Origin of the sequence: Pseudomonas rhizophila (genome assembly GCF_003033885.1) — a bacterium.
Taxonomy (GTDB): Bacteria; Pseudomonadota; Gammaproteobacteria; order Pseudomonadales; family Pseudomonadaceae; genus Aquipseudomonas; species Aquipseudomonas rhizophila.
The window spans coordinates 15,939-29,292 of record NZ_CP024081.1 but is presented as its reverse complement, the minus strand read 5'-3'; the positions used below and the strand labels follow the sequence as shown (position 1 = coordinate 29,292).

Here is a 13,354-nt window from a genome sequence, read left to right as displayed (position 1 = left end):
AAGAGAAAGGATGCCAACCCCAACTCTGGTACATGAATATGGTCAAGCCTTCACCGAATCCCCCACATTGACACCGAAACCCTGCTCGCCAATGCCTCCGAAGACCTGCTGTCCATCAGCACCATCGCCGCCGACCTGGCTGACGATGTCGATGACTCACGCCGCTGCGTAGCCCTGGCGATCAGCCGCATGGCCGATGGGGTTCAGTTGTTGGTTGAACGGGCGTTGGACCATCTGGAAACAAAAGAAATGGCGGCGCCTGGGGCCAAGGGGTAGAGCTTTGCTTTGATGCAAACGGTGCCGACGCCATCGCGAGCAGGCTCGCTCCCACAATTGGATTGGAGTACACCCGCAAGAGCCAGATCGGCTATAAGGCCGCCTCGCGAGCAAGCTTTGCTCCCACAGGTCCTGCTCAAACAAGTCTGATGGGTGTACACCCGCTAAAGCCAGGCCGGCTGTCAGGCCGCCTCGTTTCGGCTTTTGATCTAGGGGCCCCGTTAACCACGCTGGCCGAACGCAGGTATTGTGGAGTGGGCATCCCGGCATGGATGCCGGGATAGCCGCGCTGGGCCATGGATGGCCCTTCGCGGCGGGCCCACGGAGCAATGCCTGCGTTCGGGCATGCCGAGCCTAGGCGAGGCACCGAGTGGTGGGGCAAGACCTTTTGGTTACTTTTGGGGCGTTTGCCAAAAGTGACCCGCCGTAAGGGCGGAACCGCCAGCAGCCGCTACCGCAGCAACGGATATGTACCCAGTCAACCAAATCCTGGCCGGCTATCAGGCCGCCATCGCGAGCAGGCTCGCTCCCACAGTTTGATCGACGTACAACCGAGAGAGCCAGGTCGGCTGTCAGGCCGCCTTCGCGAGCAAGCTCGCTCCCACAGTTTGATCGACGTACAACCGGGAGAGCCAGGCCGGCTGTCAGGCCGCCTCGCGAGCAAGCTTTGCTCCCACAGGGGATTGAGGGTAGTCGCGGATACTCAAACCAGCACAAAACAAATGTGGGAGCGAGCCTGCTCGCGATTGCGCAGGGTCAGTCAACATTGATGCCGGCCAACGCGCCAGGTTTCGAGCGCCTCATAGGACCCCTGCGCCCAATGCATCACCTGATCGCGCAGCCGTGACGAAGCCTCCCGACGCTTGTCCTCGCTATCACCGGCAAACGCCTGCCCCGGCTGCTTGGCATGCTGCCCCGTCATGGCAAACACTTGCCGGCGCTGGGCGTCATTCAGCCCGAAAAACACCGCCAGCCGCCCTGCCATCGCATCAGGCAACTCAGCGTAATTAACCGCCAGCCCGGCAAACTCATGGCAGTGCTCCAACCCCGCCTGCAACAACCGCCCCAGCCGGCGCGCGATGAAATCTTCCTGGCCGCCGAAGGGCAATCCGTCGTCCAACACGCTTGTCCCGATCATCCCCGGCACCATGTGCATGCCGGGACGACGCCAATGGGAAACGGCGATTTCCAAAGGGTCGCGGTACACGAACAACCAAGGCGTGTCGGGAAAACATTCGCGCAGCAGCGCCAGTTCACCGATGTTCCAGGCGTCAAGCTTGATCACCAGCCGCTGTTCCACGCCTCGGCGGCGCTGCCCATAGGCCGACATCAGCCCCCTGAGTGCCACGCAGCGGTCAGCGTGCACCATATCGCTGCGCAGCAGAGTATCCAGAGGCGGCGGTTCTGAAATGACGATGTGGTCGTCCAGTTGCGCCAGCATCTGGCTGATCAATGTCGAGCCACAGCGGGAGGCATGGAAAATAAATGCACTCGGGGGCAGGCCTGGGCTTTGTTGTCTCCACTGGTCCAGGGCGCTCAAGGCTGTCTGGCGGCGGAACGCCTGATTGAAGGGCAACCGCAGGGCGTGTTCCACCGCGTCGCCGAAGAACGGTTGCGACAATCGCTCCTCCCCGAACCAGCACCAGTCAACCCGCCACTGCCCCGCCGCTTGCCACACGCGGATCGGCAGCCAGCCGTCCAGGTTCAGGCCTTCCACTGATCACTCCACTGCCGGCGACCGTTGCGCATGGTCGCCTGCAATTGCTCCCGGGTAACGTGTAAATCGCGTGCGGCAGCCATCGCGATTGCGCACTCAATGAAAGCGTCTACGTCATGCAGGCTCTGCAAAGTCCGGGCAAGGTGAGGGTCGGTTTCAACGAGCTGCTCAAAGCACACCAGATCACTTCGCTCAGCCACGATTGCCGGTGTGCTGAGCAGCCCGGCGGCGACCTGCCGTTGCAGCCATGGGCTGGGGCGGCAATCGAGCACCAGATGAATCCGCGGCTGACTGCTGTGGTTATCGACGCGATGAGGCAGCGACAGATCAAGAAACCAGCATTCGCCCGCCGTCATCGGAATGCGTTGCCCATCCAGCCAGAAATCCACGCCAGACGGGCTGAGCAGCGGCACATGCAGGCGCAGATCGGCGTTCGCGCCACCCAGGTCATAATCGCGATGCTCGTGGATACACCCGCCGGGACCGAGTCGCAGCAAGCGGGCCGAGACGATCTCCAACGGCCAGTCGCGCAACGCCTCGTGCCACCGGTCATCCTCTGACCAGAGCGCGCGCTGCACGGGCTGACCGCGCCCGGGAGACAACGGGGTCAAGGCATCGACCGCCGAAATCAGCGCCACGCCACTCCAGTCACCACTGTAGTACGCGCTGTTGAAGTGGCCTTGCCAATGATCGTCCTCAACGGCTGCCAGTGCCTGCAACAGCAAAGGCAGGTTCACCGTTACCGGCAGCCGGGAAAACGCCGGGCGCACCATGCGTACGGCCTGTTACTGGGTCACCGCCGCGGTCGGCACCGCGATATCGCCCTGGGCCCACGCCGCTTCGCGGTTGGCCAACGCCGTGGCAATGGACTGCACTTGGGTCGATTGCACTTCATCGGGCAACGGGTCGAGGCCAGCGCTGGCAAAGATCTGGCCATAGGCGTTGCGCAGGTCGGCATAGGCCAGATCCCGCCGCAAGTCAGCCTGCAGCGTATTGAGTTCGCCCTGGATCAGGTCCAGCTCACCCAAGCCGGCGGCCTGATGGCGGTTGCGCAGTTGACCCACGATCTGCCCATCGATCTCCGACAGCTGCTGGCTGGTCTTGAACTGGCGCAGCGCCTCGCGGTAATTGGCATTGGCCACGTACAGCTGCGCCAGCACGGCGATCGACATCGCCTGGCGCCGCGCCGCCGCGACCTCTTCACCGGCCTTGGCCACGTTGATGGCCGCCGGGGCGGAGATCACGTTGAACAGATTCCAGGTGACCTTCACGCCATAGTCAGCCCAGCCCTGCTCCACCAGGAACGAGTTGCTGTCGTAATGCCCCCCAGCGGAGAACTCCAGCCCAGGTAACAGGCGCAGCATGGCCTTGCGGGTTTCAGCGGCGGTAATGCGCGTCTGGTAGTCCTGCTCGCGCAGTTCCGGGCGACTGGTCAGGGCTTCCTGTTCCAGGCGCGCGAGGTCGACCTTGAGTTCCGGGATGACGTACTCATCCTGGGTGGCCAAGGTCAGCTCGGTGCCCAGGGGCAGGTTGATCAGCGTCGCCAGTTCCGTCTTGGCCAGGGACAACGCCCGGCGCTGCTCTTCGAGCTGGCGGGTGGCCTGGATCAGCGAACGCTGGTAACCCAGTGCCTGCACTGGGTCGCCAATGCGTTGCTCGCTCATGCTCTGACTGTTGCCGCGGGCCGTATCGACTCGGACCATCAGGCTGTCGATCTGCTTGAGCAGGCGCTCGGCGGCCATGGCTCGCCAGTAAGCCGAACGCACATCCTGGACGATGGTGTTGATGACTTTGCGCCGACGCTCCTGCACGATCAGCCGCTGGTCCCCGGCCTGCTTGGCGCTGATGTAACTCACGCCGAAATCGAGCACGTTCCAGACCATGGTCAGGTCGGCTACTTCGCGATCGCGGTCCTGGGAGGTCGACGGTTCCAGAGACTGGGTACCGGTTTCCACACTCTGGCTGCTGGAAGCGCTGACGTTGTTGCGGCCCACGTAGCCGGCGTCCAGGGCCATGCGCGGCAGCATGTCGAAACTGGCCAGGTCCAGCTGACGCTTGGCCAGGGCTTCTTCCATGATCTTCAAACGGCCTTCAAGGTTGTACTTCACCGCACGGGCCATGGCCTGGTGCAGGGTCAGCGGGCCGCTGAGGGGCTCCTGATCCTTGTACATATTCTGCAGGTCGGTCCGGGCGCGCTGTTCGCTGACGCTACGCTCGATCGGCTCGCTGGTGACCGCACATCCGCTGACCGTCAACGCCAGCACACTCATTGCGAATAACTTCTGACTTCTATTCATTCCCTGGATTGCCCCTTGCTGCCCCAATTTTTTTAGTTGTTCAGGCCTGCGCCTGGCTCATGCCGACCTGTTGCAATGCCATTGCCAGGCTGTCGACCTGACGCTGCTCGGTGTCTTTGAGTTGTTGAAGTTGCTGGCCCAGGGTTGGTGCGCCGAATACCCCTTGAGACCCATCACCGCCCTGCATCGACTGGCTGTCGAAGGCGTCCAGCGATTCACCATCGGAACCGGCATCCTGGCTGAACAGACCGGCGATCGTGCTGCTGCCGAACACCCCGCCATCGCCACCCCCGAAGCCCAGGAAGCCCTGGCCGGAGCCATCGCCCGCAGCGTCGGAGCTGAATACCTGGGCGATATAGCTCGGCGCCAGTGCACCACGGTTGATGAAAATGTCGCCGATCGGCCGAATGCCGCCGCCCACGTCGCGTTGTTCAAACAGCGGTGGAAAGCCCAGCGGCGAGCCGAGGTCACCGGTTGGCGGCGTAAAGACAATCGGCTGCAACGGCACCTCGGAGGGCGGCACGACCGTGACAGGGTCGGACGTCAGGAACTCCGGCGGTGGCTTCACATCGTTGGCCACCACGGTGTCGATGGCGTAATTGTTGGACACCGCCACGCTTGCTCCGGCGTTGCCTGTCAGGTCGCTGACGTTACTGGTGTCCAGAGCGATGAAGTTGCTCGGGTCCGTGAGGTTCACCGTGGGCGTGAACGTTGCCGTCCAGGTCCTACCGCCGTCGCTGGTGGTCAGGTTGGTCAGTTCACCGTTGGTGACGCTGAGGTCTGACAGATCGAAATCAGTCACCGGTTCGCTGAAGGTGAACGTCACCAGAGTCGTCTCGCCCGCCGTCAGGTTCGGGTCGGCGACCACGATGGTGGCCGTCGGCCGGGTGGCGTCGAGTGCGTAGTTGCTGGAAATCGCGATGCCCACGCCGGCGTTGCCGGCCAGGTCCTGCACATTGCTGGCGTCGAGCAGGATCAGGTTGGTGGCATCGTTGACGCCCGCGGTAGGCGTCAGGGTCGCCGTCCAGGTCAGGCCGCCGTCACTGCTGGTGAGGTTGGACAACACACCATTGGCGACGCTGAGATCCGACAAGTCAAAACCGGACACTGCCTCGGTGAAGCTGATGGTCACAGTAGTGCTCTGGCCGATGCCCAGGCTGGTGTCGCCCACTGTGATGGTGGCGCCGGGGCGAACCGTGTCGATGGCGTAGTTGTTGGAGTTCACCACGCCGACACCGTTGTTGCCCGACACGTTGACCACACCGCTGGTGTCCAGGCTGATCAGGTTGCTGGTATCGGTGATATTGCTCGTCGGGGTGAACGTGGCTGTCCAGGTCACGCCGCCGTCGGTGGACGAGACGTTGCTCAGTGTGCCGTTGCTCACGCTCAGGTCGGCATTGTCAAAACCGCTGACGGCCTCCGAGAAGGTGATGGTCACCAACGAGGTTTCCCCCACGCTGAGGGCGTTATCAGCCACCACGACGGTGGCCGTTGGCACCCGCGTCTCCACGGCATAATTGGCCGAGTTGGTGGTGCCTGTTCCGGTATTGCCCGCCGCATCGCTCACACCGGTATTGTCCAGCACGATCAGGTTGGTGGCGTCGGTCACGCCCAGGTCCGGCGTGAAAGTGGCGGTCCAGGTCAAGCCGCCGTCGCTGCTGCTCACCGCGCTCAATGTGCCATTTGCCACGCTCAGGTCGGCGTTGGTGAAGCCGGTCACCGCCTCGCTGAAGGTAATGGTCACTTGAGCGGTTTCGCCCGGTCTCAGCGCAGAGTCGCTCAGCACAATGGTCGCGGTCGGACGCTGGCTGTCGATGCTGTAGTTATTGGAGTCGGTCGTGCCGACGTTGACGTTGCCCGCCAGGTCGACGATACCGCCGCTATTGAGCGAAATGACGTTGCTGGTGTCGGTGACGCCAGCGGTCGGCGTGAAGGTCGCGGTCCAGGTGATGCCGCCGTCGCTGCTGCTCAGGCCGGAAATCACGCCGTTGGCAACCGTCAGGTCGGCACTGGTGAACGCGGTCACCGCCTCGCTGAAGGTGATGGTTACCAGCGAGGTCTCGCCGGCGGCAATGGCGGTGTCGGCCACGACGATAGTCGCCGTTGGGCGCACCGTGTCGACGGTGTAGTTGTTGGAGTCGGTAGTACCGACACCGGCGTTGCCCGCGCCATTGATCAGGCCGGTATTGTCCAACGTGATCACGTTGCTGGTGTCGGAAATACTGGCGCTCGGCGTGAAGGTGGCCGTCCAGGTGACGCCGCCGTCGGTGCTGCTCATGGTGCTGAGCGTGCCGTTGCTGACGGTCAGGTCCGAATTGTCGAACCCGCTGACCGCCGAGTTGAAGGTCACGGTGACCAATGACGTCTCGCCGATGCTCAGGGTGGTATCGGCAATCACGATGGTCGCCGTCGGTACGTTGGTGTCGACCTGGTAATTGTTGGAGTTGGTAGTGCCGGTGCCGGAGTTACCCGCCGCGTCACTGACCCCGGTGTTGTTCAGGGTGATGACGTTGGAGGTGTCGGTGACGCCGAGGGCCGGAGTGAAGGTGGCGGTCCAGGTAAGGCCGCCATCACTGCTGCTGACCGCACTCAGCGTACCGTTGGCGACGCTCAGGTCCGAATTGTCGAACCCGCTGACCGCCTCGCTGAAGGTAATGGTCACCAGCGAGGTTTCGCCGACGCTCAGCGCCGTATCGGCGACCACGATGGTGGCGGTCGGACGCAGGGTGTCGACGGCGTAGTTGTTCGAATCGGTGGTGCCGCTGCCGGTGTTGCCCGCGCCGTCCACCACGCCCGTGTTATTGAGCGTGACCAGGTTGGTGCTATCGCTGACGCCCGCGCTCGGCGTGAAAGTCGCGGTGTAGGTGATGTTATCGCTGGTGCTCAGCCCGCTCAGGCTGCCGTTGGCAACGGTAAGGTCGGCCAGGGTGAAACCGGTCACCGCCTCGCTGAAGGTAATTGTCACCAGCGAGGTTTCGCCGACGCCAAGGGTCGAGTCGGCGACCACGATGGTCGCGGTCGGACGCGCGGTGTCGATGGCGTAGTTGTTCGAATCAGTGGTGCCCGTACCGACGTTGCCCGCCGCATCCGCCACACCAGTGTTATCCAGGGTGATGAGGTTGCTGGTGTCGCTGACGCTAGCGCTTGGTGTCAACGTGCCGGTCCAGGTGATGCCGCCGTCGCCACTGCTCAGGCCGGTGATCGTACCGTTGGCGACCGTCAGGTCGGCGGCGGTAAAGCCTGTTACCGCTTCGTTGAAGGTGATGGTCACCAGGGATGTTTCGCCAACGCTCAGCGCGGTGTCGGCCACAACGATGCTAGCGGTGGGTCGCTGGGTGTCGACTGCATAGTTGTTGGAGCTGGTGGTGCCGCTGCCGGTGTTACCGGCCGCGTCCGCCACACCGGTATTGGCCAGGATGATCAGATTGGTGGCGTCGCTGATGCTGGCGCTCGGGGTGAGCGTCGCGGTCCAGGTGATGCCGCCGTCGCTGCTGCTCAGCCCGCTCAAGGAGCCATTGGCCACAGTCAGGTCTGCCAGGGTAAAGCCCGTGACAGCTTCGCTGAAAGTGATCGTCACCAGCGATGTTTCGCCGATATTTAGCGCAGTATCGGCCACCACGATGGTGGCGGTGGGACGCAGCGTGTCGATTGCATAGTTGTTCGAATCGGTGGTGCCGGTGCCAACGTTCCCGGACAGATCGGCAATGCCGGTGTTGTTCAGTGTGATCAGGTTGGTGGTGTCGCTGATGCTGGCGCTCGGGGTCAGTGTCCCGGTCCAGGTGATACCGCCGTCGCTGCTGCTCAACCCGGTAACCGAACCGTTGGCAACCGTCAGGTCAGCGGTGGTAAAACCGCTCACCGCCTCGTTGAAGGTGATGGTCACCACCGAGGTTTCACCGACCCTGAGGGCAGTGTCGCTGACCACGATGGTCGCTGTCGGACGCAGGGTGTCGATAGCGTAGTTGTTGGAGTTGGTCGTCCCCACGCCGGCGTTGCCATTGAGGTCCGCCACGCCGGTGTTATTCAGGACAATGAGATTGGAAGTGTCGGTGATCGCAGCGTCCGGTGTGAAGGTGGCCGTCCAGGTGATGCCACCGTCGCTGGAGCTCAGGCCGCTGATCGAGCCGTTGGCCACCGTCAGGTCCGCTGCGGTAAAACCACTGACCGCTTCGGAGAAAGTGATGGTCACCAACGAGGTTTCACCGACCCGAAGGGCAGTATCGCTGACCACGATGGACGCCGTGGGCGCCACGGTGTCGTTGACCACGTAGTTGTTCGAGTCGGTGGTGCCCACGCCGGCATTGCCGGCCAGGTCGGCAACCCCGGTGTTGTTCAGGGTGATGATGTTGGTGGTGTCGGCGATGTTGCTGGCCGCGGTCAGAGTGCCGGTCCAGGTGATGCCACCGTCGCCGCTGGTCAAGGTGCCGATGGTGCCGTTCTGCACCGTCAGGTCGGCCGCAGTGAGGCCGGTGACAGCTTCGGAGAAGGTGATGGTCACCAGCGACGTGCCACCGGAGTTCAGGTTGGTATTGGCCACCACGACGGTCGCGGTGGGCGGCGTCTCGTCCGGCACATAGTTGGTGTTGATGGTGCCGCCATCGCCGTAGACGTTGGCCACCGACGCCGGCGAAACACCCGCGGTGCCGGCACTGGTCCCACCCACGCCGCTGCCACCGACGTTGCCGGCCAGGGCGGCGAAGTTGGCGGCGGTAATCAGGATCGAGCCTTTGTTCCAGATGGCCCCGACACCGACGCCGCCGGCACCGCCCGTGTGGTTGTAACCACCGCCAGCGCCACCGCCACCACCGCCGCCGCCCGCGCCGACGTTGTTGGAAATGACCGAGTTGCCGATGATTCGCAGGGTCGCGCCGGTGTCGTTGTAGATACCACCGACCGCTCCGCCACCGGCGCCGCCAATATCGTTATAGCCGTCGCCACCGCCACCGCCACCGATGGATAGCCCACCGCTGACGGCCGTACCGCCTGCGGAGCCGGTGCTGTAGCCCGGATACGCGGAACCGCCAGCCCCGCCGGTGGAGGAACCACCACGCCCGCCCATGTTGAAGAAGCCACCCCCGGCGCCGCCCTGGCCGGCCGAGCCGTTGGAGCCAGTGGCGTTGAGGGTATCGCCGCCCTTGCCACCGGTACCGCCAGTGATCGCGCCACCGCCGCCGCCACCGCCGCCGGCGTATTGCGGCGTGACACCACCACCGCCGCCGCCACCCGAAGCGGCGTTCGCGGTGACGGTGACGTTCCTCAGGGTCAGGGTGCCGGCGTTATAGATCCCGCCGCCCTTTGACACCAGCGCATCGTCGCCGCCATTACCGCCGTTACCCGCCACCATACCGCGAGTAATCACCAGGCCATCGAGGGTCGCCGTGGTGCCGGCCGTCACGTTGATAATCTGGGTGCGGTACTGCCCGTCGAGGGTGACGTCGGCCACGTTGTCATTGTTGAGATCGCCATCGATGGTGACGTTGCTGTCGACCACCAGCACCTGGGTCAATGCGACAGTCATGCCGGCATTGAACGTAACAATGTCACCATTCTGCGCAGAATCCAAAGCGGCGCGCAGAGAACCAATACCGGAATTGAGGTTGTTGGTAGCGGTCCAGGTGGCCAGGCCCCATTGGTACTCGCTCATGGCAGTGGCCGAGAGCACGTTGGCACTTTCGATGTTGCCGGTGGCGATTTCCAGGTCCCAGTCGCCGCCAAGGCCCGTGCGATCGATGGACGCCGCCACGTCGCGGCCGGTCAACTGCGCCAGTGAATTGACCAGGCTCAGGCCACGGTCACCTTCAGCGGTGTAGCAGCCATAGATCAGAATATCGCCACCGGCGTTCATGTCCTGGCCGATCTGCGCCAGCACCTCGCTGCGGGCCTCAACGTTGTCCGCCGACAGGTAGCTGCTGCCCAACCAGAGATCGCCGGCGTTGCCGTGGGCGATGATCTGCACCGAGCTGATGCCTTGGTGGGTGTCCAGGTAATCGGCGATCTGTTGCAGGCCGTCCTTGGTGGCATCCAGTTGCACCACCTGGGTACCGGGCGCGACGCCTTCGAGCAGGCTGGCCGAGTCTTTGACCCGGGAATCGACAAACACCACGGCCTTGCCGGGCACAGCGGCCTGGGTGGCATCGGTCTGCCCTTGAGGCGCGTGGCTGTCTGAAGCCTGGTCAGCCGCAGGCGTCTTGGCCGCGTCTGCAGTGGGTTGGGCGTCCGCCTGTGCGGCATCGGCCACGGTCGCCGCCACCGCGCCGTCGAACAGCATTCGCGGCTCCAGGGACATGATCATTGGCGATGCCAGGGCCTGTGCGCCCTCGGTTACCCGCGATTTGCCTTTGCTCCACCACATGACGTTCACCTGGACTCGAACTTTTTAAACACGCAAATGAAAAAACCGCGAATCAGTTGACCGCGGCGTCGGTTTTCATACGAATGACATTGGCAGCGCTGGCGGACCCATCGCGCCAGAACGACAACTCGGCATACTTTTCAAACAGATCCGGCGGCAACAAGGTCCGCCGGGCTTGCGGCGCGACCTTGGGCTTGACCTTGTGCAGGCCGGCAACGCCCAAGGCCTGGTCGAAGGCCGGTGCGTCATAGGTCAAGTGATTGAAGTCGTGTTCGAACCAGGGCTCACCGATGAACTCGTACACCAGGCGCATCACCCGCTCCGGGGCCTGGCTCAACAGGTCATAGTCGACGATCAACATGGACTCGGCGTTTTCGCCGTAATACGCCTCTTTGAGCGCTGTCCAGGCAAAGCCAACCAGGCGGTTGCGCTGGGCCAGGGTTTCGCAGCGGCTGTAGACGGTGTTGCGCTCGTCATCGTCATTGAACAGCTTGGTGTTCTCGAACGGATTGGCGCGGTAAAGCCGCTCCAGGCTGTCCAGCACCCAGGCGACGTTGCGCACGCAGGCGATGGTCTTGGCCTGGGGGAACAGGTCCTGCAACGCAGGCAAGCGGGCGCACCACTGGCGATTTGTATCGAAGATGACGGGTTTGTCGGCCTTGTCGGCGTAGTAGGAGTCGAACAGCCCGCGCAACAGGCGACGGCGCAGGTCGGTGTCGATCACCGAGCCAAACTCACTGCCGGCGCTGCATTGCTGCAGGACGCTGCTGAACAGCGAACCGACGGGGCTGGTCATGCCGGCATGAAAGCGCGGGTTCTGCAGCAAAATGGCAGAAAGCAGGGTCGAGCCCGAGCGCGGTAAACCGGAGATAAAGTGAAACTGCGGCAATCCCTTCACCTTGTTTGTATTCCATTTGTAGCGCAAAGCGTAGCTGAGGAAATAATCCGCGACTAGTACTACTTTGATATCAAACCCAGCCAGATCTGTAAAAAAGATGGACGGTATAGGCGCCATGCGAACCTGAATCGATTAAGCCACTGGACAACATTTTTCCTCCCTTCCAGCCCAGCAGAATGAAATATCTCGGTCTACGCTCAGCCGTGCGTGACGAGTCGCCATACCAATAACCTGATGGATGAGGATTCTATGGAAGTATTCATCGGCACTATCCAGTCGTTCGCCTTTAACTTCGCGCCCAGAGATTGGGCCCTGTGCAACGGGCAGACGCTTGCCCTTTCCCAGTACCAAACCTTATTCGCCCTGATCGGCGTGACGTACGGGGGCAACGGCCAGACCACCTTCATGCTCCCCAACCTGCAGGGTCGCCTGCCCATGGGCATGGGCAACGGTTTGGGCCTGACGCCGCGTGTCATCGGCGAAATCTCCGGCACCGAAAACGTCACCGCGACGCAGGCCAACCTGCCCGCGCACACTCACGCCCTCACAGGGGCTACCGCCGCGACCGCTTTGCAGCTGGCGAACCCGGCCAGCAATCCGGTGAATACTCCAACGGCCACCAACTCGTTCATCGGCACCTCGGGCACCGGACCGGGCGCAGCGAATATCTATTCCGACCAGCTCGGCGCTTCACCGGTAGCGCTGCAAGGCGTGACCACCACCATCAGCGGCACGGTGTCCCCAGCGGGAAGCAGTACACCGATGGCGATCATGAACCCGTTCCTGGCGATCAACTTCAGCATCGCCCTGCAAGGCTTTTTCCCCTCCCGTAACTGATCACCCGCCGGAGGGCTGCGGTCCTCCGGCCTTTTGGAGCGCCGAGATGCTGCTGCAAGTCCAAAGCCGTCATTTCCAGCCGCTGCTGGGCCAGGTCAGCAACCTGACCCTACCCGATGGAAGTACCCTGCCCGTGCGGTTCGAAACCCTCGAGCAAGCACCTCGGGCGAAGATGCCGAACGCTGAGCGCATGCCGTTCAGCGTGGAGTTCAACAGCCTGCAGAACACGGACTTCGTGGACGGGCCCTGTGGCCTGGAGGTGCCAGAACTGGGAAGACTCGAAGGGGTGTTTGTGTCGCGGATACCGCCCATGGGACGGGATCCGGCGCTGGGGTATTTCTACATTGCGTTTAACTGAAGACTGATGATCCCTTGTGGGAGCGAGCCTGCTCGCGATGACGGTGGCATAGCCAACATCACTTCAAACTGAACCACCGCTATCGCGAGCAGGCTCGCTCCCACACGAGCCAGAAGCAGCTCAGTTCCCCTTCGGATACCAAACCAGCCGCTCCGCCGCCGGGTTGCGCTCCTGCACTTCAAAGCCCAATGCCAGGTAATGCTGGCGTGCGTGCGGGTTACTGCTCCAGACCACGGTCGCCACCGGGCAGCGGATCTGTTGTGCGGCTTTCTGTACCCCTTGCAGCACGGCCCGACCGTAACCTTGCCCGCGCGCCTGGGGGATGAACGCCAGGTACAGCACACGGATTTCATTGGGGCCAAAATCAGTGCTCAAGGCGCCAATGGCGGTGCCGAGCTTTTCCACGACGTAATGCATGGCGTTGGGGAAGTTATCCCCAAGCCCTTGCTCCTGCACCTGGAACTGCTGTGCGATCACCTGCTGTACTTGCTCGTGCTCGCCGTCGATCCATTGCAGATCCGCTCGCGCCGTCTGGTAAAGACTCTGCAGAAACGGCCCATCGCTGACCTGCGATGGCCGTACCACCAACCCCTCCGCCGCCACTGAATTCATGCTCGCT

General features: G+C 62.9%; 8 protein-coding genes and 1 pseudogene. 3 read left to right on the top strand and 6 right to left on the bottom strand.

Annotated features, from left to right (window positions below; genetic code table 11):
* Positions 1-60 precede the first annotated feature (60 nt).
* Positions 61-276, top strand: a pseudogene (locus CRX69_RS27765) (DUF6124 family protein); the annotation flags it as partial.
* Between the two features lie 760 nt (positions 277-1,036).
* Here CRX69_RS27765 and CRX69_RS00080 read toward each other — a convergent pair.
* From CRX69_RS00080 to CRX69_RS00060, 5 genes are read right to left on the bottom strand one after another with little or no spacing between them, the layout of a single operon-like run.
* A complete protein-coding gene (locus CRX69_RS00080) occupies positions 1,037-1,993 on the bottom strand; it encodes a sulfotransferase family protein (protein WP_107321358.1) in 957 nt (318 codons plus the stop codon).
* The gene (locus tag CRX69_RS00075) at positions 1,981-2,766 is read right to left on the bottom strand and encodes an aspartyl/asparaginyl beta-hydroxylase domain-containing protein (protein WP_107321357.1); all 786 of its coding nucleotides are present in this window, start codon (positions 2,764-2,766) and stop codon (positions 1,981-1,983) included. Before CRX69_RS00075 ends, CRX69_RS00080 begins: the two co-directional genes overlap by 13 nt.
* Before the next feature lie 12 nt (positions 2,767-2,778).
* Positions 2,779-4,290 (bottom strand): TolC family protein, encoded by a 1,512-nt coding sequence (locus CRX69_RS00070; RefSeq protein WP_076383244.1) that lies wholly within the window; start codon positions 4,288-4,290, stop codon positions 2,779-2,781.
* Positions 4,291-4,330: 40 nt separating this feature from the next.
* Entirely contained in the window at positions 4,331-10,642 is a 6,312-nt protein-coding gene (locus CRX69_RS00065) for an Ig-like domain-containing protein (RefSeq protein ID WP_107321356.1), read from the bottom strand.
* Positions 10,643-10,694: 52 nt separating this feature from the next.
* The gene (locus CRX69_RS00060; RefSeq protein WP_107321355.1) at positions 10,695-11,540 is read right to left on the bottom strand and encodes a sulfotransferase family protein; all 846 of its coding nucleotides are present in this window, start codon (positions 11,538-11,540) and stop codon (positions 10,695-10,697) included.
* A gap of 249 nt (positions 11,541-11,789) precedes the next feature.
* Between CRX69_RS00060 and CRX69_RS00055 the strand changes: the two genes are divergently transcribed.
* A complete protein-coding gene (locus CRX69_RS00055) occupies positions 11,790-12,377 on the top strand; it encodes a phage tail protein (RefSeq protein WP_047230435.1) in 588 nt (195 codons plus the stop codon).
* A 46-nt stretch (positions 12,378-12,423) separates the two neighbouring features.
* The gene (locus CRX69_RS00050) at positions 12,424-12,735 is read left to right on the top strand and encodes a DUF6916 family protein (protein WP_047230436.1); all 312 of its coding nucleotides are present in this window, start codon (positions 12,424-12,426) and stop codon (positions 12,733-12,735) included.
* Positions 12,736-12,855: 120 nt separating this feature from the next.
* Here CRX69_RS00050 and CRX69_RS00045 read toward each other — a convergent pair whose 3' ends face one another.
* Positions 12,856-13,347 (bottom strand): GNAT family N-acetyltransferase, encoded by a 492-nt coding sequence (locus CRX69_RS00045; protein WP_047230437.1) that lies wholly within the window; start codon positions 13,345-13,347, stop codon positions 12,856-12,858.
* Positions 13,348-13,354 lie beyond the last annotated feature (7 nt).